This window comes from Desulfovibrio mangrovi (assembly GCF_026230175.1).
GTDB classification, from domain to species: Bacteria; Desulfobacterota; Desulfovibrionia; order Desulfovibrionales; family Desulfovibrionaceae; genus Halodesulfovibrio; species Halodesulfovibrio mangrovi.
In genome coordinates this window covers 2574813-2594654 of the sequence record NZ_CP104208.1, presented here as the reverse complement: position 1 = coordinate 2594654, position 19842 = coordinate 2574813, and the positions used below count along the sequence as shown (strand labels likewise).

At 57.9% G+C, this 19842-nt stretch carries 11 protein-coding genes; 7 read left to right on the top strand and 4 right to left on the bottom strand.

Features of this window, described 5'->3' with window-relative positions; all coding sequences use genetic code 11:
* Nucleotides 1-26: 26 nt before the first annotated feature.
* Together N1030_RS11795 and corA are read left to right on the top strand one after the other, a co-directional pair.
* Complete coding sequence (locus tag N1030_RS11795) at nt 27-3167, top strand: PEP/pyruvate-binding domain-containing protein (protein ID WP_265825680.1); 3141 nt, start codon at nt 27-29, stop codon at nt 3165-3167.
* Nucleotides 3160-4224, top strand: a complete 1065-nt coding sequence (gene corA / locus N1030_RS11790) for a magnesium/cobalt transporter CorA (protein WP_265825679.1) — start codon at nt 3160-3162, stop codon at nt 4222-4224. Before N1030_RS11795 ends, corA begins: the two co-directional genes overlap by 8 nt.
* 249 nt (nt 4225-4473) lie before the next feature.
* On the opposite strand, the gene N1030_RS11785 is transcribed toward corA, so the two are convergent.
* The 3 genes from N1030_RS11785 to N1030_RS11775 form a co-directional block, all read right to left on the bottom strand.
* Nucleotides 4474-6138, bottom strand: coding sequence for an FAD-dependent oxidoreductase (locus N1030_RS11785; protein ID WP_265825678.1), 1665 nt, complete (start codon nt 6136-6138; stop codon nt 4474-4476).
* A 296-nt stretch (nt 6139-6434) separates the two neighbouring features.
* Entirely contained in the window at nt 6435-7916 is a 1482-nt protein-coding gene (locus N1030_RS11780) for an inorganic phosphate transporter (RefSeq protein WP_265825677.1), read from the bottom strand.
* 12 nt (nt 7917-7928) lie between these two features.
* Nucleotides 7929-8579, bottom strand: coding sequence for a DUF47 domain-containing protein (locus tag N1030_RS11775; RefSeq protein ID WP_265825676.1), 651 nt, complete (start codon nt 8577-8579; stop codon nt 7929-7931).
* Between the two features lie 219 nt (nt 8580-8798).
* Here N1030_RS11775 and N1030_RS11770 point away from each other — a divergent pair, with 219 nt between their 5' ends.
* Together N1030_RS11770 and N1030_RS11765 are read left to right on the top strand one after the other, a co-directional pair.
* Complete coding sequence (locus N1030_RS11770; RefSeq protein ID WP_265825675.1) at nt 8799-10943, top strand: EAL domain-containing response regulator; 2145 nt, start codon at nt 8799-8801, stop codon at nt 10941-10943.
* 193 nt (nt 10944-11136) lie between these two features.
* The gene (locus tag N1030_RS11765; protein ID WP_265825674.1) at nt 11137-12783 is read left to right on the top strand and encodes a methyl-accepting chemotaxis protein; all 1647 of its coding nucleotides are present in this window, start codon (nt 11137-11139) and stop codon (nt 12781-12783) included.
* A 73-nt stretch (nt 12784-12856) separates the two neighbouring features.
* On the opposite strand, the gene N1030_RS11760 is transcribed toward N1030_RS11765, so the two are convergent.
* Nucleotides 12857-14524, bottom strand: a complete 1668-nt coding sequence (locus N1030_RS11760; RefSeq protein WP_265825673.1) for a glycosyltransferase family 2 protein — start codon at nt 14522-14524, stop codon at nt 12857-12859.
* A gap of 298 nt (nt 14525-14822) precedes the next feature.
* On the opposite strand from N1030_RS11760, the gene hemW reads away from it, so the two are divergent.
* From hemW to N1030_RS11745, 3 genes are all read left to right on the top strand, one after another.
* The gene (hemW, locus tag N1030_RS11755) at nt 14823-16067 is read left to right on the top strand and encodes a radical SAM family heme chaperone HemW (protein ID WP_265825672.1); all 1245 of its coding nucleotides are present in this window, start codon (nt 14823-14825) and stop codon (nt 16065-16067) included.
* 2 nt (nt 16068-16069) lie between these two features.
* Nucleotides 16070-18556 carry an ATP-binding protein gene (locus N1030_RS11750; RefSeq protein WP_265825671.1) on the top strand — a complete coding sequence of 829 codons (2487 nt, stop codon included), beginning with the start codon at nt 16070-16072 and terminating at the stop codon, nt 18554-18556.
* 81 nt (nt 18557-18637) lie between these two features.
* On the top strand, nt 18638-19759 hold the full coding sequence (locus N1030_RS11745) for an ATP-binding protein (protein ID WP_265825670.1): 1122 nt from the start codon (nt 18638-18640) through the stop codon (nt 19757-19759).
* Nucleotides 19760-19842: the final 83 nt, after the last annotated feature.

Below are 19842 nucleotides of genomic sequence, written 5' to 3'. Positions count from 1 at the left end.
TCCACAGGGAGGAAGGAAGGGATACCATGCAGCAGTTCTGTTATGTCCACCGGACTGGTACCGAAAGCAGGTTCGCCCAGTACAAGGAACTCATGGCGAGCAAGGTGCGGAATATTCTGCTCGTCTCCACCCCGTATGATGCGTGGGTCATGGAGGAGGACTGCAAGCTTTCCGAGCGTCTTGTTAGCGAGTATCGCGGGCTCAACCTGAGCCAGCCGCCGAGCCTGACGTGGGTATCTTCCTTTGCGGAAGTGCCGGAGCAGTTGGAAGCACATGCCTGCGACCTGCTCATTCTCATGTCCAACTACACGGAAGAGGATCTGCTTTCCCTGAAGTCTTCGGTCAAGGAGCGGTACCCTGACCTGCCCGTGGTCATGCTCACCCACCAGCGCATCGAGCATCCTGAAGAGTACCGCGCTCTCGGCGTGGACCGCTTTTTTGTCTGGACGGGCAATGCCGATCTGCTGCTTGCCATCGTCAAGCTTTCGGAAGACCGTCGCAACGTGGAGCACGATACCCAGTTCGCGGGCGTGCGCGTCATCATCATGGTGGAAGATTCCCCGGTCTACATCTCTTCGCTGCTCCCCATTCTTTACAGGGAACTGGTGCTGCAGGCGCAGCAGGTCATTCACGAGGGGCTGAATCAGGAACACCGCCTGCTGGCCATGCGTGCGCGTCCCAAGATTCTGGTGGCGGAAACCTACGAGCGGGCTGTGGAATATTTCAGGCAGTATGAGCATTACGTGCTGGGAGTCATTTCCGACGTGCGCTACCCCATGGGCGGCAAGCTTATTGCCGATGCGGGCGTGACGTTGCTCAAGGAAATACGGCACGAGCGGGCGGATATTCCCCTGCTGCTGACAAGCTCGGAATCCGTCAACGCGGCGCGGGCGGAAGAGGTGCCCGCGTTCTTCGTGGACAAGAATTCGCCCTTTCTGCTGGCGGAGGTGCGCCGCTTTGTTTCCGAGCAGCTGGGATTCGGCGACTTTGTCTTCCGTGATGCCGAGGGGGGGGAGATTGGGCGCGCCTCCAGCATGCACGGCGTGGAAAAGATGCTCAGGACCATTCCCGACGATGTTTTTCTGGCCCACTGCAGCCGCAACGATTTCTCGCGCTGGTTTTTTGCGCGCAACGAGTTCGAGTTGGCCTGCGTCATGCGGCCCCTGACCAATGCAGATTTCAGTGGTCCGCTGACACAACGGGATTTTCTGCTTACGCTGATCCGTGACCGTATCCGTGACCGGCAACGGGGAGTGGTGGTCACCTTTCATGCAGGGGATTTCGACCCCACAACGGACTTTCTCAAGACGGGCAAGGGCTCGCTCGGCGGCAAATCCCGCGGGTTGGCATTCCTCTTCCGTCTTCTTTCGCAGAACCGCTGGCTGCAGGAGAAGTTTCCGGATGTGCATATAGCGCCGCCGCGAACGCTGGCCGTCAGCGTGGACGGGTTTGACGCCTTTGTGCGCAATAACAACCTCAAGTACCTCGCCAAGGCTGACGTGCCGGATGCGGAGATCGCCCGTCTCTTTCTTGCGGGCAAGATGCCGGGCTGGCTGGAGCATCATGTGCGCATCTATCTGCGCGAGGTGGACTATCCCATCACCATTCGCTCCTCAAGCTTGCTGGAAGACGCGCAGTATCAGGCATATGCCGGGCTTTACGCCACGTTCATGCTTCCCAACAACCATCCGGACCCGCAGGAACGGCTGCGTCAGGCTCTGCAGGCCATCAAGCTGGTGTTTGCCTCTACGTATTATCAGGCCCCCAAGGCCTTCTCCCGCCGCGTGAAGCTGCGGACGGACGAGGAAAAGATGGGGGTGGTCATTCAGGAGGTGGTGGGACAGCAATACGGCGAATATTTTTATCCTGTCATTTCCGGGGTGGCGCAGTCGCATAACTATTATCCCTTCGGGCGCATGGATACCGAGGAAGGGGTGGCTTCCATTGCCATGGGGCTGGGCAAGATGGTCATGGATGGCGGGCAGACCCTGCGATTCTCGCCTGCGCATCCGCAACTGCTGCCTCAGTTCGCAACGGAATCTGACATGATGCGCAACTCGCAGACCAGTTTTTACAGTCTCTACATGGGGGGCGTGTCCGCTTCGTGGGAACCGGTAGATGTGCCGCCGCAACCCGTGTCCGGTACGGACGCAGACAGTGCGGGAGAAGGTCGCGCATCGGGCGTTACGTCCTTTGCCTCACCGGACCGCGTGGTGCTGCGCGAGGTGTATGATGCCGAACCTGACGGGCCTGTTACGCTGGTGGCCAGCACCTATGACCCGCGTGAAGGCGTGCTGCGGGATACGGTTTCCGGTCCGGGGGCGAAGGTGCTGCTCTTTTCGCAGGTGCTGCGGCACAACTCCTTTCCTCTGCCCGAGATAGTGAAGGATGTGCTTGATATCGCCTCGCAAGCCATGGGCGGGCCTGTGGAGGTTGAATTTGCGGTGGATATGCCGGTGACCGAGGCCCAGCGTGCGGCCCTGAAAGAGGCGGGGCACCCCAAGGGGCGCTTTGCATTGCTGCAGCTACGCCCCATGAGTGCCAAGGCGGAGGTGCGCAAGGTGACCGTGACCGAAGCTGACCGCAAACGGGCCTTCTGTTATTCCTGCAACGCTCTGGGCAATGCGGAGCGGCATGATATACGCGATGTTGTTTTCGTCCGCCCCGATTCTTTTGACGTGGCCTATACGCAGGAGATTGCCAGAGAGATCGGGCAGATGAACCGGACGTTGATGGACGAGGGACGACCTTATCTGCTTATCGGCTTCGGGCGCTGGGGCTCTGCGGATCGCTGGCTGGGTATTCCCGTGGGCTGGCAGGATATCTGCGGCGTGGCCGCCATGATCGAGACTTCCACGGGAACTCTCAAGGTGGAGCCCTCGCAGGGATCGCATTTCTTCCACAACATCACGACGTTGGGCATCAACTACATCATGGTGGGCGAAAAGGGAGAAGAGCGTATTGACTGGGACTGGCTGGCAGGTCTGCCCGAGGTCCACAGGGAGAAATACATTTCCCGTGTACAGCTGGATACGCCGTTGCATCTCAAGGTGGACGGGCGTACGTCACAGTGTGTCATCATGGTCGGGAGTGAGACGGATAACGTCGCTCCGGACGGGCCTGAGCATGCAGCCAAGACTTGCAAGAGGGAGATCAAGAATGTTTGACGCCTTGCGCCATCACTCCAGAAAGCGGGACGAGTCTCCCGGTACGGCCGTGTATTCCGGAACAGCCAAGGGCTTTGACCCCTGGCTGCTCTGTGTGGATTATTCCCTGGACGCCATGACCGAGCAGGTTGTTCCGTTTCCTTTTTCTCTGCCCACGCAGGAAGTGGGGATGAGCCGTTTGCTGCTTCTGACCGGCCTGCATGAGGCCGAGCAGGTGCTGGCCTTGGCTGAGCAATACGGCATGCATCCTCTGGCTGTGGAAGATGTTCTGAACACGGGACACAGGCCCAGCATGGATGAATATGACGACCACGTGGTCATTGCCCTGCGGCATATCGAGTATGACCGCGAAGCCCTGCGGCTCAGGGAACATCATGTGGCGCTGCTCTGCCGCGAGGGTGTGGTCATCGGCTTTCATGAAGAGCAGGACGGCATATGGGACGGTGTGCTGAACCGCCTTCGCAAGGGCAAGGGGCGTATCAGAAAGCTTGGCTCCATGTACCTGACCATTGCCCTGTTGGATGCCTTGGTGGATGGCTATTTCAGCGCCATCAGCGCCATCAGCGCCGATGTGGAGGCGCTGGAGGAGGAACTTGGCGAAGACGGCGCGGACGAAAATGCGCTCATGCGCATCTATGCGTTGAAACGCATCGTGGTTGCCCTGCGTAATGCCCTGATTCCTGCCCAGCAGGCGCTGGGGGGGCTGCACAGGAACGGCGAGGTGGAAATAGACGAGGCCGTGGAACCATTTTTTGCCGATGTGAAGGGGCACGCCGATCAGGTGGTGGAATCCGTGCAGGCTCTGCACGATCTGCTCTCCGGCATGCTTGATTTGCAGATATCTCTTGCGGGCATGCGCATGAACAAGGTGATGAAGTTTCTTACGGTTATCGCCACTGTCTTCATTCCGCTGACGTTCGTTGTGGGCATATACGGCATGAACTTCGAGTACATGCCGGAGCTGGGCTGGCGGTACGGGTACCTCGGCGTCATGTGCCTCATGGTATTTATGGGCGGGATGATGGTGTATTATTTCAAGAAGAACAAGTGGCTGTAGCGGCTGTCTGGTGCCTGTCCAAACAGGCGGGGCGCGGGCGGCCTCAGGTTAATGACATCCTCGGGTGTCCGCAAACATCGCGTTCTTGCCAAGCCGGAACGGAAGCCAAACCGTATTTTTTCATCGCTTATGCGGGGTGTCGGGGGATCATCCCCCTGCCAGTCCGAGACAAGAAATACTCAAAAAGACCTTGTCAGCAATCAGAGGGGGCCTGCAGGCCCCCTCTGTAATTTGTGCACGACGTTTCGGCTAGGCTTTCTTCTTCCAGTATGGATTCTGAATATCCTCAAAAGCCGAAAGGGCTGCGGTGGCTCCTTCGCCCACGGCGGTGACGATCTGCCGTACCCCGCCGGTGACGTCGCCCGCCGCGTAGACACGCGGGATATTGGTGCGCATGCCTCGGTCCACCTTGATGGTGCCGTCATCGTTGAGGTGCACGCCGATGTCGGATGCCAGTTCGGTGTTGGCGATATGGCCGATGGATATGAACACACCGTCGCATTCCTGCAGGGAATCTTCACCGGTATTCAGGTTGCGTAGTTTGACGCCCTTTACCCGCTCGGCATCGCCGTAGATTTCTTCCACGGCGCTGTCCCAGATCACCTTGATGCCTTCGCGTTTCAGCGCGTCCTGCAGGGCTTTTTCCGCGCGGAAGGCGTCGCGGCGGTGCACGATGGTCACATGCACGCCAAGGTTCTTGAGGTGCAGGGCATCGGTGAGGGCGCTGTTGCCGCCGCCTACCATGAGCACCTTCTTGCCTTTGAATGTATAGCCATCGCACGAAGCGCAATGGGAAACGCCGTTGCCGAAGAACTGCTTTTCGCCCGGAATGCCCAGGCTGCGCCACTGGGAGCCTGTGGCAAGGATGAGGGCCTTGGAAAGGTATACTCCTTTGGCGGTGTACACCTCAATGCGTTTGCCGATCTTGATCTCTTCCACCGGTTCGTTTTCGCGCACGTTGGAGTATTCACGGGTGTGTGCCGTGAGAATCTCCACAAGGTTCATGCCCCCCACGTTCTTGAAGCCGGGGTAGTTCTCCACGTTGGGGGTGGTGGCAACCTGGCCGCCGATGATGGACTTGTCGATCACGATGCTCTTCAAGCCGGAACGCTCGGCATAGATGCCCGCCGTAAGGCCGGCAGGGCCTGCGCCGAGAATGATCACGTCGTATTTTTCGGCTTCAACCTCGTGTCCGTGTGCTGCCTGCGGCTGCATGCCGCGCTCCCGCAGGGCGGCTTCGGCATCCTTCAGGGCCACCATTTCCAGTACGAACCGTTCTTCAGGCATCATGCCGACGCCGGAGAATGTTTCGCTGTACTGAGTGTGCGGCACGGAGCCGACACGGTATTTCGACGACAGGTCGGGAAACTCGTCGGAGTCGATGCATTCCGCCGCCACGAGGTCGGGTTTTGCAATGACGCATTTCACGGCGTTCATGAACTGCCCCGGGCAATAGGGGCAGCCCGGCGAGGTGAAGACACGCGGATTGCGTTCCTCCTTCAGTTCCTCCAGCAATTGTTTGGAGGCGGGAGAAAGGCCGCTGGCTCCCATGGATACAAGGAATATCGTTTCAATGAGCGCCCGGGCCTCTTCGCCCATCGGCGCGCCGGTGAACCGTATGCGGTACTTGTCAGGATTCACCAGCAGGGTGGGTGTGAGCGTTACCTTGTGCTCGGTGGCCGCTTTGTCCTTCACTGTATGGAATTCGGCGCTGATCTTGTCCGAGAGCAACGAGAGTTCTTCGGCAAATCTGCGCAGGTACGCGTCGAATTCGTTTTTGGGGTCCCCGGATGTGAATACCACAAGCCGGACATCGCCCTTCAGGCCTTTGAAAATGTCCTTGAGATGCTTCTGGCCTTCCTCAGGGATAAGCCACTCGCGGGAGGCCGATTCGTTCTTCTGTTCTGCGGTCATGGCAGTCTCCGTATGTAATATGCAGTAGTTGCAGATTATTTTTTCATGTTTCTGCTGATTGGCTAAAGCATAGCACATGTTGAGTGCCTACCTCAACGGGGTGAGAAGAAAGAATGTCTTCTTCCGCAGACGTTTTCGCAGTCGCTTTCTCTGTGCGGGAGCCGGTTACGTGGAGCGGCATAGGCTGTGGGGGGGCGGTTCCGCATGCATGAAAAAAGGCCGGACAGGTTGCATGCCTGTCCGGCCATCTTGTTCTGCCATGCGTGCCTCTTGGGGCATGCCTTTCAGGCGGGAGATTACTCTGAGGCGGCGCGCAAGGTGTCAAACAGGTATTTGAGCTTGCGCTTGCGTTCCTTGTTGAACTCGTCGTCGCCTTTTTTGGGACGCCAGGCCTCGGAGGATTCCTCCAGCACTTCCACAAAGCGCCAGCGGTGGGTGAACGCCTGGCCCACCAGAGTCTCCACGATGTCCATTTCCTCATCCGTAAGGTAGTTGCGGTCAATCTTGTTGACGGCCTTTGTCGTGATGCGGAAGGCGTCCAGCTCGGCATATTCCATGATCAGCGGGACAAGCGGGGACGTTTCGCCAAGGCGGTTTTCCAGAGCGGTCTTGAATTCCTGCGCGTTGGGGTAGCGTTCTATCCACATGTCGTCCAGCGCCTCATGCGTGGCTTCGCTGGCTCCCGGTAGTGTGGCGATGCGCTCCCAGACCATGGGGGTCAATTCGTACTCCACGGGTCTGTATGTCTGCTGGTTGAACACGTTCTGCAGGAAGAACAGGGAGACAAAACAAACCACCGAAGCCATGATGGGCGTGGTAACCCAACTGGAGGCGATGCCACCCAGCGTGCGCCAACGTATGCCGCCGCCCCCCTTGAGCAACCCTACGCCGATGACCGCGCCCACAATGGCCTGCGAGCTGGAAACAGGTACGAGAGGAATGCGGGGCAGGCCGACGCTGTGCAGGAAGTTGGAAAGCTCCTGCGAGGAGAATACGAACAGTACCAGCGAATGTGCGGTGACCACGATGAAGGCCGCAATGGGGCTGAGGCGGACGATACCCGCCCCTACGGTCATCATGACCTGTCTGGAATAGGTGAATACTCCGGTGGCGATGGCAAGGCCGCCGAGAAAGAATAATTGCTGTTCGGGGGAAAGGGTAATGGTATCGAAGAATGTTATGTCATGAAACGGTGCCACGGGGACGAAAACGCCCATGACGTTGGCGATGTTGTTGGCCCCCAGCGCGTAGGAACCGAAAGCCCCGGCCAGGATGAGTCCCCAGCGGGTCATGGTGTCCAGCGTGAGAATGTGCAGGGACAGCCGTTTAATGGCGTAGGCGATGGGGATGTACATGGACACGGCAAAGATGGCCGAGAGAGCTGGGCAGGCCACCCATGTCATCATGATTTTCGAGAGTGAGGCGGGGTCGGTGATGGAGCCTGTGAACAGGTTCCACCCGACAATGGCCCCGACGATTGCCTGCGACGTGGAAACGGGATAGCGGGCCACTGTCATGAGGTAGACCGTGAGAGCGGCGGACAGGGCGACCATGAAGGCCCCGGCCAGCGCGTTTACCGCGCCCAGTTTGCCAAGGGTGTGCGATGCGCCCGAACCGCCTGCCACCGCGCCGATGATGACGAACACCGAACAGATGATTGCGGCGGTTCTGAATTTGACCATGCGCGAGGCAACGGCCGTACCGAACACGTTGGAAGCGTCGTTGGCTCCGAGAGACCAGCCCAGAAACAGGCCGCTGGAAAGAAATACAGGCAGCATGTCAGGCTCCGGTTACAGCATGCGCTTGATGGCGTATATGCTCAGGCGGTCGGCAACGTCTTCGGCTTTGTCGGCGATCCTTGAGATGCGGCGGATGAAGTCCTTGAGCTGGGCCTTGTGGCACAGGCTGAGGTCTTCGCGGCGGAACAGGGCCATCATCATGCGGGTGGAAACCTTGTCGGATTCGGTTTCCCAATATGAAACTTTGTGGATGTGATCTGCAAACTCGGGGCTTGTCCTGAGGAAGGCCCGGGTGGAGCGGACGATTGCTTCCACGGACTCCACGGAGTGCGAGGTCAGGTCGCGCAGTTCCCCGTGGACCTCTTCAGGGAAGTCCGGGAGTTCAATCTTGAATTGCCAGAGCATGGCCTTGCAGCTGTCCAGCAGCGAGTCCAAACGTTCCAGCAGTTGCAGCACGTCGCCCCGGGATTCGGGAATAAGCGTTTTGATGTAGAGTTTCTTTTCAATCGCACGGCGCATGTCGTCGCCGCGGTGTTCTATCTGGGTGATCTGTTCAAGCTTCTCGTCAAAGGCGCTTTCGCGCTCCGAGAGAAACAGGTCCACACCCTGACGAAGGAGCAGCGAGGCTTCGCTGACCTGATTGAGAAATTCGTCCAATTGCTTCTGCAGTCCCAACTGCTTTTTGAGAATCCCGAATGCCATGAAGCTATCCTGATGTGCTGTTAAAGATTATGGTAGTGTTGAGATTATACGATGCATGGAAATTGTAGCATATATTGCCTTGAGGGATCACGTCCAGAAGTCTTGCGTGGGTATTTCAATATTTTACTGGAAAAAAGGTTGATCTCTTGGCATGCTCGGAGAGTGGTGGACCGGGTGGTAAGACAGGCCAAACAAGAGGACAGGACTTAGATGCAGGATATGCCCGCACGAATCTTGACGATTGATGACGACCTGACGGTGCGTGAGAATATTGTCGCCTATCTGGAAGACAGCGGCTTTGAGGTCTATCAGGCTGAGAACGGCGCACTTGGTCTGGAAGTGTTCCGTGCGGAGCACCCTGACCTTGTGCTCGTGGACCTGCGTATGCCTGTGATGGACGGTATGGAGGTTGTCCGCTGCATGAAGGCGGAAGCCCCCGCAGTACCGGTGATTGTTGTTTCCGGCGTGGGTGTGCTTGAAGAGGCCGTGGAAGCTCTGCGTATTGGCGCCTGGGACTTTGTCACCAAGCCGATCACGGATATGATGGTGCTGGAGCATGCCGTAGGCAAGGCTCTGGAACGAGCCCGTCTGCTGGAAGAACGCAACCGGTATCAGGAACGTCTGGAGCAGGAAGTTTCCATGCGCACCAGTGAATTGCGCAACGCCAACGCCCGCCTGCTGGAAGTGCAGGCTCTGCTGCAGGAAAAGAATCAATTTCTCGAAACCCTCATCGAATCCATTCCGAACCCGATTTTCTACAAGGATCTCGGCGGAATGTATCTCGGATGCAACAAGGTTTTCAGCGACATGCTCGGCCTGCGGCAGGAAGATATCATGGGCCAGTCTTCCCACCGGCTGCTGCCGGATGAGGTTGCCTGCCGTATCCCCGATACCGCAGGGGCGAACGGCATGATGACCAACTGCTTCATGGAGCTTGTCTCCCCCAACGGCGGTCTGCATCATTTTGTGCTGTACAAGAGCTTTTTCTACGACCGTGACGGCAACCGTTCCGGTGAGGTGGGCACTTTCCACGATATTACCGAACTGAAGCGCAAGGAAGCACAGATAACGTATCAGGCCCATCATGACGAACTGACAGGGCTGCCTAACCGTCTCAAGATCAAACAGGAAATCGCGGCGCTTATCAGCCGGTATGCAGAGACGAACTGGCGGTTTGCCGTGCTTTTCCTTGACCTCGACAACTTCAAGACCGTCAACGACAGCCTTGGCCATAGAATAGGGGACAGGCTGCTTACGGATACGGCAGAACGTCTGCTGGCCCTCGTGGGCGAACGCGGCATGGTTGCACGGCTTGGCGGTGACGAATACGTGGTGCTGCTGCCCAGAATCCTTGATGAGGAAGAGGCCGCCAAGTGGGCGGAAACCGTGCTGAACGCCTTCCGTCATCCTTTCATCATCGACGAGCATGAACTCTATATGAGTACCAGTATCGGGGTGACCTGCTATCCCAATGATGGAGCAGACCCTGATACGCTTATCAAGAATGCGGATATTGCCATGTACCGCGCCAAGGCGCGTGAACGTTCCAGCTGGCAGCGTTTCGATCTGGCCATGGTGGAACAGGTCACCAAGCGTCTGGCCATTGAAAAGGATATTCGCAAGGGCTTGGAGAACAATGAATTCCTGCCCTACTATCAGCCGCGCGTGGATATCCGCACGGGCAAGGTTGTGGGTATGGAAGCGCTGGTGCGTTGGCACAGGGCCGACGGCACCGTGGGCAATCCCGGCGAGTTCATTCCGGTTGCCGAAGAAACGGGCCTTATCGTGCAGCTGGGCGAACGCATCCTGCGTGAGGCCTGCCGCCAGACCCGCCTGTGGCATGAGTCGGGCATGGCCGACCTGCGAGTTTCCGTGAACATCTCTGCACATCAGTTCAGGGCGAATCTCGTGGACATGGTGTTCAGTGCGCTGGATGAATCCGGTATTGAGCCATCGTTGCTGGAACTGGAAATTACCGAGTCCACCATGATGAGCGATCTCGGGCAGACCGTTTCCCTGCTTGAGCAACTCGCCGGCAAGGGCATTTTGACAGCCATTGACGACTTCGGAACGGGCCATTCATCCCTGTACTACCTCAAGACGTTCCATATCAATACGCTGAAGATCGACCGTTCGTTCGTTCGCGATATTCTGAATGACGAGAACGACGCAAACATTGTTTCCACCGTCATCAGCATGGCCAAGAACCTTTCGCTGCAGGTGGTTGCGGAAGGTGTGGAAACGAAGGAACAGCTTGATCTTATCCGTGAATACGGCTGTCCCGAGGTGCAGGGCTTCTATTTCTCCCGTCCTGTGCCAGCATCGGACTTTGAAATCTACGTTCGTAAGATCAACGGGTGGTAGGCAACCGTTCGCAGAATTAACGGATCGTAAAAGAACTGAACATGGCCGTTTCGCCTCTGGCGGAACGGCCTTTTTTGTTTTTATTTAAAAGAACCGTGATTTCAGCCTGTTGTAGAATATTGAATAAGTGCGCTTTCTCGGCATGATGTATGCTTTGGGGGAAGCAGGTCTGTAACAAGGGAGGGCCGCTGTCATGACGATGAAGCGTAAACTGTATTTGCTTCTAGGTGTGTGTCTTGCGGGATATGTAGGCATTTTCGCTGCCGGATGGTTCGGAGAAAGGGCCAAAATCCGCCTTGTGCAGATGGAGGAGCTGGCCTCGCAGGCCCATGCCGAGGTGCTTCAGGCCCGCAGGCAGGAAAAGAACTACGTCATGCGGGGTGGCGAGACATATAGCCGGCAGGTGGCTAGGCATCTGGAGGCCGCGCGGGTGAGTGTTGTCAGCCTGACAGACCTGTTTCCCGAGAAGAAGACCTCCGGCGAGGCTCTGCTTCGCAAAATAGATAGATATTATGTGGCATTCAGGGAGATTGACGCGGTCACGCGTCATGAAACCGAAGCTCTTATCGAGGCCGGACGTGCTCTTGAACCGCAGGTAACCGAGTTTCGCGCCATTGCGATCGCAAAGTACCATGAGCTCGGCGTCAGGATAAACTGGCTCATCGCCGGGACAGAAATCGGTTTGGCGCTGCTGACGGCGTTGGTCACGGTGTTCATCATACGCGACCTTACCCGCTCTATGCGGGTATTGCAGGAATACTCGTCCGGCATAGCGGCAGGCAGGCTGGATACGCGTCCCCCGTCTGGTTTGCAGGGTGAATTTGCGCTGTTGGGCAGAGATGTCAGCGCGATGGTCGGTTGCATTGTGGAGCGAATGGAGGCGGCTAGCCGGAGTGAGCAGGATGCGCGGCGCATGGCCGAAGAGGCACAGGCTGCAAAGGCCGAGGCGGATGTCAGTGCTGAGCGCGTACGTGTGCTTCTGGACCGGATTCTGGCCGTGGCTACCGATGCGCGTGGTGTGGCTGACGATCTCGCCAGGGCTTCGTCCGATCTTTCCTCGCAGGTCGGACAGACCGCAAAGGGAGCCGGAGTGCAGCGTGACAGGCTTGCGGAAACAGCCGCAGCCGTATCGCAGTTGAATGCCTCAGTCTGTGAAATAACCCGTAGTGCGGGAAATGCTTCCGAAGCAACGCAGGGGACGTCCGATCGGGCTCGAAATGGCGCCGAGGTGGTGAAAAAAGCCAGTGCCTCAATGAACGCCGTGCACGAGATCACCTCCCGCCTGCGTCTGGACATGCAGGCGCTAGGTACGGATGCCCGGGCTGTGGGCGATGTGATTACGGTCATCAACGAGATTGCCGACCAGACCAACCTGCTGGCGCTGAACGCAGCTATTGAGGCCGCAAGAGCGGGCGATGCCGGACGCGGATTTGCCGTAGTGGCCGACGAAGTGCGTAAGCTGGCGGAGAAGACCATGCAGGCGACCCGCGAAGTGGAAGAGCGCATTGCGGCCATTCAGGCGTCTTCCAACCGGAACATGCTGGGTATGGATGAGGCCATGAAGGCGGTGGAATCTGCCAACGGGCTTTCAGCGCACAGCGGCGACGCGCTGGCAGCCATTCTCAACCTTGCCGAAGAATCTGCCGAACGGGTGCGGGCCATTGCCGCGGCAACGGAACAGCAGTCTGTGGCGGCAAGCCAGATAGCGCGTGCGGTGGAAGAGGTCAGCAGTGTAGCTGAGACCACCGCCGGCGGGATGCAGGTATCGAGCGGTACGGTGCGCCGTCTGGCGGATATGGCAGATGATCTGAAGAAATTAATGCACCAGTTGCGGAACTGATGAGGGGGTTCCGTACCTGAGAAAGGCCGACGCGCAGGGGCGTCGGCCTTTTGTTTTTTTGACAGGCTGTGGATTACCCGTCCAGCAGGCCGCACTGTGCGAAAAAAGTTTTCGTTCGCTGCGAGAGTTCAGGCAATGCTTTGCGTACGCAGCATTTGAGATGGGCCTCATCACGGGCCTGTACCTGACGGTCCACGCTGTCGAGTTGATCGCCGGACAACTTCATCTCCATCTTCATGTGATTACCCCACTCATGGCCGCTGTTTGCCTCTGTCCTGAGGGGAGCACCACCCGCATTCTGCCTGTGCACCACGCATACCCTGCCGTCATAGAGTACTGTGCCGCCCGAAAGCCAAACCTGAATATCGTGTTCAATGTCGTCAATCTGCGAGGGGGTGAATCGCACGTCGAACCCCGGCACGTTCAGGCGTTCGCAGGCCTTGCGGTTGAACAGGTGGCAGCAACCCATGACGGAAAGGCTGGGGCGGCGGTAGGTGTATTGCTGCATGTCCATGAACAGCGGGGCGGTACTGGTGAAGCGGATGTGGTTGGTCGCAGTCTGCGAGAAGAAACGCGCAGCGTACTGGATGGTGGGTATATCGCCGGGGCTCATCACGCGGGAGCCGATGACCGTGGCCTCGGGGTATTCTGCGGCATCCTGCAGGAAGCAGCGCAACCAGTTGCTGGGCAGAAATACGTCGTCATCAAGAAACGCCACGTAATCGGCCTTGAGGCTTGATTCCAGTTGCCACAGCCAGTTGCGGGCCGCGGGAGCACCGATGTTCACGGGTAGTTGAATCACTTCCACTTGCCGTCCCTGGGCTACATTGCCCACTGCGGCGGCAAAGTCCTCCGGCGTGAAAGCCGTGGAGCCGTTGTTGAGCAGGGTCACGTGGGCATCGCCGATATCCGAATCCAGCAGGCTGCGCAGGGTGTCCATGGTCACGTCCAGCTTGTTCCATGTATAGAGCAGTACGCTGACGCGCGCGTCGTTATTCAAGGAAGAAAGCGTGGGAGGCTGCGGCGGGCTCAGCAGTTCGTGCAGGCGCAGCAGCAGATGAATCTGTACGGGCAGGGCGTCCAGTGAGCGCAGAAGCAGGCCGCGGGCTGTTTCCGTATCCCCTGCCGCTGCGGCACGCTCGGCCTTCAGGTTCAGGGTGAGGGGGTTGATGAGCGCACGGGAGAGCAAGCCTTCGCACAGGGCGGCATCGCCGGCGGAGTGGGCGGCAAAGGCGTAGAGGCCGCAGATGAGCGGGCCAGCCTCGGAAGAGGCGACTGCGCAGGCGGCATCCGTGAAATAGGGCAGGTTGCCCAGCTCCCACAGTTTGATGAGACAGACGTGGCGCAGGCAGAGCGAATGGTGATTAAGGGCCGTATCGCGCAGGCGCAGTTCATCATGCTTCCACGCTTCGGCCTGTTCCATCGCATTGCTTATGGAGATTTCGTCCGTGTCGTCCAGCACCTTGTTGCAGGCCCCAAGCCATGCCGTGAATATCTCCGAGGCCGGTGCCGGATTGGCAAGCTGGTTCACCAACCCGCGCAATTGCTTGTCAAAGGGATTGAGCAACAAGGCCTGCCGTAGCAGCCCCACGGCCAGTGCAATGCGTTTTTGTCCGGTTTCCGGCGGCAGGCCTTCAAGTCCTTTCAGCAGTTGCTCGGCGTAGAACGTGGCCAGACCCGGTTCCGTGTACCCGTTGACGCGGTGGTTGCGGAGATAGAATGAAAAGGCGGAATCGTGCATGGTTGTGTTCCTGTAAGGGGATTGCCGGAGAAAGTGTTTCGGCCCCTGCGGGGTTGTATATGTTGTATCGGTTGATACCGGCCAGAGGCTTAGGTCTGCATCTGCCGGTGCTTCCTGAAAGAGGATATACTACTGCAAGAGCGGTCTGTAAGCCAGAGGCGTGATGAATTGCTGTGTCTGCAGGGCCGTCATGACCGGCAGGGGCAAGAGGTGAAATGAGGACAGCTCGGTACATAGTGCCGGGATGGTGAGCTGCCCTTGCTTGACGCCCCGCCCGCGGCCTTCTAATGTCGACGCCATGCTTCTCTATATCCATGTTCCCTTTTGCCGCAGCAAGTGCGGTTATTGCGCGTTCTACTCTGAAGTGCCGCGGGGCGATGCCATGCAGCGCTACGTGGATGCCTTGCTGCGCGAGGTGGCGCTGTGGGGGGACCGTTTGGGCAGGGTGCCCGTGGAAACGGTGTTCTTCGGCGGGGGAACGCCCTCCATGCTGCCTGCACGGGCGGTGGCCGCTATCATGGATCGTGTGCGCAAGGCATTTTCCGTGGCCCGCACAGCGGAAGTGAGCTTTGAGGCTAATCCCGAATCCGTGGCGAACATGGATTATATGCAGACCCTGCTGGATGCGGGCATCAACCGCCTGAGCATGGGATTTCAGAGCATGAATCCCGCCTCGCTTCGTCTGCTGGAGCGTCCGCACTCTGTCCGTGATGCCATACGCACTTTTGAGCTGGCCCGTACCATGGGGTTTGCCAATATCAACCTCGACTTCATATGGGGCCTGCCGGATCAACGGCTCAAGCTCTGGCTGGACGACCTGCGTTCCATAGTCAGGCTGGGGCCGGACCACCTTTCCTGCTACGGGCTGACCATTGAAGAGGGAACCCCGCTTGAGCTGGCGCTGTACAAGGGCAGGCTCAATCTCCCGGACGACAGCGAGCAGGGGAAGATGTTCATCTACGGGGCTGAGTACCTTGAGTCGCAGGGATACCTGCAATACGAGATTTCCAACTTCGCGCGTATGGGGTTTCAGTGCCGTCATAACCTCGGTTACTGGGAGGGGGCGGACTATCTGGGACTCGGGCCTGCGGCCGTATCCACCCTGCAGGGCAGGCGCTGGACCAATCCCTCTTCGCTGGAGGAGTATGCGGCAACCGTGGACGGCGGCACGATAGGGCACGATGCGGACATCCTCACCCTTGTCGAACGGGTGCAGGAGCTGGTGATGCTGCGCCTGCGGACCACGCGCGGCCTGCGGGTGAAGGCCTACCGCGAACTGACGGGGCGGGACTTCATCAAGGACAACAAGTCGCTCATACATGCCCTGCACCGCAACCAGCTTGTGCGCATCCGCAACGGGTATCTCAGCCTTACGCGCAACGGGCTTCTGGTATCCAATTCCATCTTGGAGCGCTTTTTCGGTGAGATGGAGGCTGTTCTTGCGGGGGGGCAGGCTGACGAACTCTCGTCCGGCAGGAGCAGTGCATTGCCTACGGAATCCCCGGCCACAGGCAACGGGAACGACGATGTCGGGGAGCTGTAGGCGTGCATCGGGAGCTTTTGAAGGGGAATCCTCTGCTGGTTCTGGTCATGCTGTTCAGCCTGCTGCTGATATCGGGGTATCTGGGCTATCGTTCCCTGATTGAAGACAGACGGCAGATAGTCAGAACCGCCTCGCTTCGCCTTGAAGACCACGTCTGGCTGTTGCAGGAGCAGACCGAACGCCTCTTCGACGCCATAGACAGTACCTTTCTGCAGCTTGGCCTTGAGCTGGAAAAGGGCCGCCTTGAATCCATGACGGAAGAACAGGTGCGTTTGGCTGCATCGCGGGCGCTGGTTTATCTGCCGGCTCTGAGTAATTTCATGGTTCTTGATGCCTCCGGGGAGGTGCGTTTTACGCTGCATGGTGATTCGCAGTTCAGCGGGGCAGATGTTGCTTCCCTGTTTGAGGCGAATCGCAACAAGCTTGAGCGCGTGTCCTTCAGCACGCAACTGCCGGACGGCTATGCCCCGGGGATGCTCATTTTCAGCCGCCGCTTGGGTGGCGTGGGGGACAAATGCAGCGGCATGCTCTTTGCCACGGTGGCCCCTTCTTCATACTACGACCAGAGAACCCGCAGCCGTGAAGGGGTGGACTATGTCCTGCTGCTGACGGGAGAAGGCGAAACGCTCGCCACATGGCCAGCATCGTTGCAGCATAGGAATACGGACTTCAGGGTGCCTGCCATGGAAAAAGTGGTGGTTCCCGGGAGAAAGGCATCGTTGACGGATGGGGATAGCTACACGCTGGTCTATGCCGCTGTCCGGTATCCGCTCAAGTTTGTTCTCTCGGTTTCCATGGAAGGCGTGTTGTCAGAATGGCTTGCCCGCAGAAACTGGCAGGCGGCCCTGTTCGTTATTTTCGGTATTCTGGGAGGGTGGGGAACCTACGCAGCCTACAGGCAGAACCGTCTGCTGATGAATGCCCGCGAGGCCGTGGCAAGACGGGAAAAGGATTACCGGACACTTGCCGAAAACTATCCCTCAGGCATCATTGTGCTCTTTGATCGTTCCGGTCGGATACTGATTGCTGCCGGGCAAGCGCTTGAGGCAGCCGGATGGAACAGGGCCGAGCTGGAAGGCAGACTGCCGGAAGATGTTCTTCCGCATGATGTGGCGTCGCTTATCGTTGCGCATCGGAACGTCGTGTTTGGAGGCACGTGCACTTCGTTTACGTTGACGGTGGGGGGGCGGGTGTATCAGGCGCATGCGCAGCCCCTTGCGGATGACAGAGGGCGGGTGGAATCCGTTATGGCCGTTTTGTCGGATATCACCATTCGCGAGGAATACGAAACGGCCCTTCGTTCCGCCAAGGATGCGGCCGAGTATGCCAACGAGCTGAAAGGGCAGTTTGTGGCCAACATCAGCCACGAACTCCGAACCCCCATCAGCGGGATCATGGGTATTACGGAAGTGGCGCTGAACGAGGAACCTCCGCAGAAGTGGCAGCGTTATTTCGCCATCATCAAGAATGTTTCCGACGGGCTGCTGGCCGTCATCAACGATGTTCTGGACTTCTCCCGTATTGAGGCGGGCAAGATGACGCTGGTCTCGCGTCCGTATGATCTGGTCGAGGTGCTTGAAGACATTGTGGAGCCCATGCGTCTCAAGGCCGGGGCCAAAGGTGTGCATCTTTCTCTGGAAGTCTCGCATGATGTCGAGAAAGGAGTGGAGGGGGATGCGGGCCGTCTGCGCCAGGTACTGGTCAATCTGCTCGATAATGCCATCAAGTTCACCGACTCGGGCGGGCGCGTGCTCCTCAGTGTCCTCTTGCGGATGCGGGATGGCGATCGGCAGGAAGTGGCTTTTTCCGTTTCGGATACGGGCATAGGCATTCCGGAAGACCGGATTCAGGATTTGTTCGACAGTTTTTCGCAGTTGGACGGTTCGCTTTCCCGCCAGCATGGAGGCAGCGGTCTGGGGCTGGCAATTTGCAAGCAACTGGTTGAGATCATGGGGGGGCAGCTTCGCGTGGAAAGCGTGTTCGGCAAGGGCAGCCGTTTTTATTTCACCCTTGGCATGCGCCTTGTTGCGCCGGAACCGGAGGTCGTTAGTGAGGACTGTTCTGAAGAATCGTCCGATGCTCTTCCTCCGCTGCATATACTGCTCGCTGAAGACAATGAACTGAACAGGGAATTTCTTGCGTATTTTCTTGAAGACCACGGGCACGTGGTGTTGCAGGCTGCCAACGGGGAAGAGGCCCTGAACCATATTATGCAAGGCACTCCGGACATTGTGCTCATGGACGTGCAGATGCCTGTGGTCAGTGGCCTTGAAGCCACCCAGCGGGTGCGGGCTTCGCATTTGCCTTGCAGAAACATTCCCATAGTGGCTCTTACCGCTCACGCCATGTCCGGTGACAGGGAACGCTTTTTACGGGGGGGCATGGATGCTTTTGTGGGCAAGCCCGTGAACAAGGGTGAGCTTTTTGCGGCTCTCGGTACTGCATGGCATCTGGCGATTCAGCGTGGGTGGAACAGGTTGAAAGAGTAAGTATGCGTACAAATATTCTTGCCTGCACTCTCGTTTCAGGCGATGGTTTTTGTAAGGTTTGTGGGAAGAAAGGGGGTGGGCATGAAAACCGATACGACGGAAACAGGTAACACGAGGGCTACACCCGAGGTGCGGCGGCAGTATGCGCTGGTTGCAACGCGCTTGCAGGGAGCACTGGCCGAGACAGTGCCCATGCCCTTTATTGTCTTGAATACGGACCGCGAGGTCGTGTTTGCCAATACGGCCGCCATCTCCCTGTTTGCGGTGGATTCTTTTGAGGAACTGTTGGGTAAACGTCCGGGTGAGTTGGTTTCGTGTGTTCATTCCGTGAACACGGCGGGGTGCGGTAATTCCGGGGCCTGTGAGTTCTGCGGCAACGTGAAGGCTGTTATCGGCGCTCGTGAAACCGGCGCCCGGTCCGAGGAAAGCAGAGTGCTGACGGAACGTCAGGGGCGTATCAATGCACTTAACCTTCGCGTGCAGGCGTTCAGGATCGAGATTGGATCAGATTGTTTTGCGCTTATGTATCTTACTGACATTTCGAGGGAAAAGTATAAGGAAGTGTTGGAGAGCCTGTTCCTGCATGATTCCCTGAACGCCCTGGGCGGTATTCTGGGGGCCGTGCGTATCATGGGTGAGCAGGTGGACAGCGCGCATATGGAGCTAGCTCACGCGGCGGCGGAGCGTGCCGAGCAGCTTATTCATGAGGTAGGGTTTTTACAGAGTGTATTTTCTGCCGAACAGGGTGAACTGACGGTGATGCAGGAGCCGGTGCAGGCCAGCCAGCTTATGCAGGATATGAAACTGCTAGGTGAGCTGATGGGGTGTGCACACGGTAAGCATATTGTTGTTGACGATTCCGGGGGAGATATCGTCTTCGTTACCGACAGAACCCTGCTGCAAAGGTCTCTGGAGAATCTGTTGAAGAATGCGTTGGAAGCCTCTGCGCAGGACGATGAGGTGAAAATGGGTTTTCTGCGGAGCGGAAAGTACATTCATTTCTACATCCGCAGCAGGCCGTTCATTCCCAAGCATGTGCAGGCTCAGATGTTCCAGCGGACCTTTTCTACCAAGGGCAGGGGGCGCGGACTGGGTACCTATAGTGCCCGCATGTTCGTGACCAACTATCTTGGAGGCAGCGTCTCGTTTGAGTCCTCTCCCGTAGATGGTACGGTCTTCTACGTGCAGGTGCCGATGGGCTGATTGTTCGGCGTGTTTCAGTGATGGAAATATTGCTGAGCCGCATTTGTTTTCATTCAATCTGATTGATATTGCAATTCCCGGTG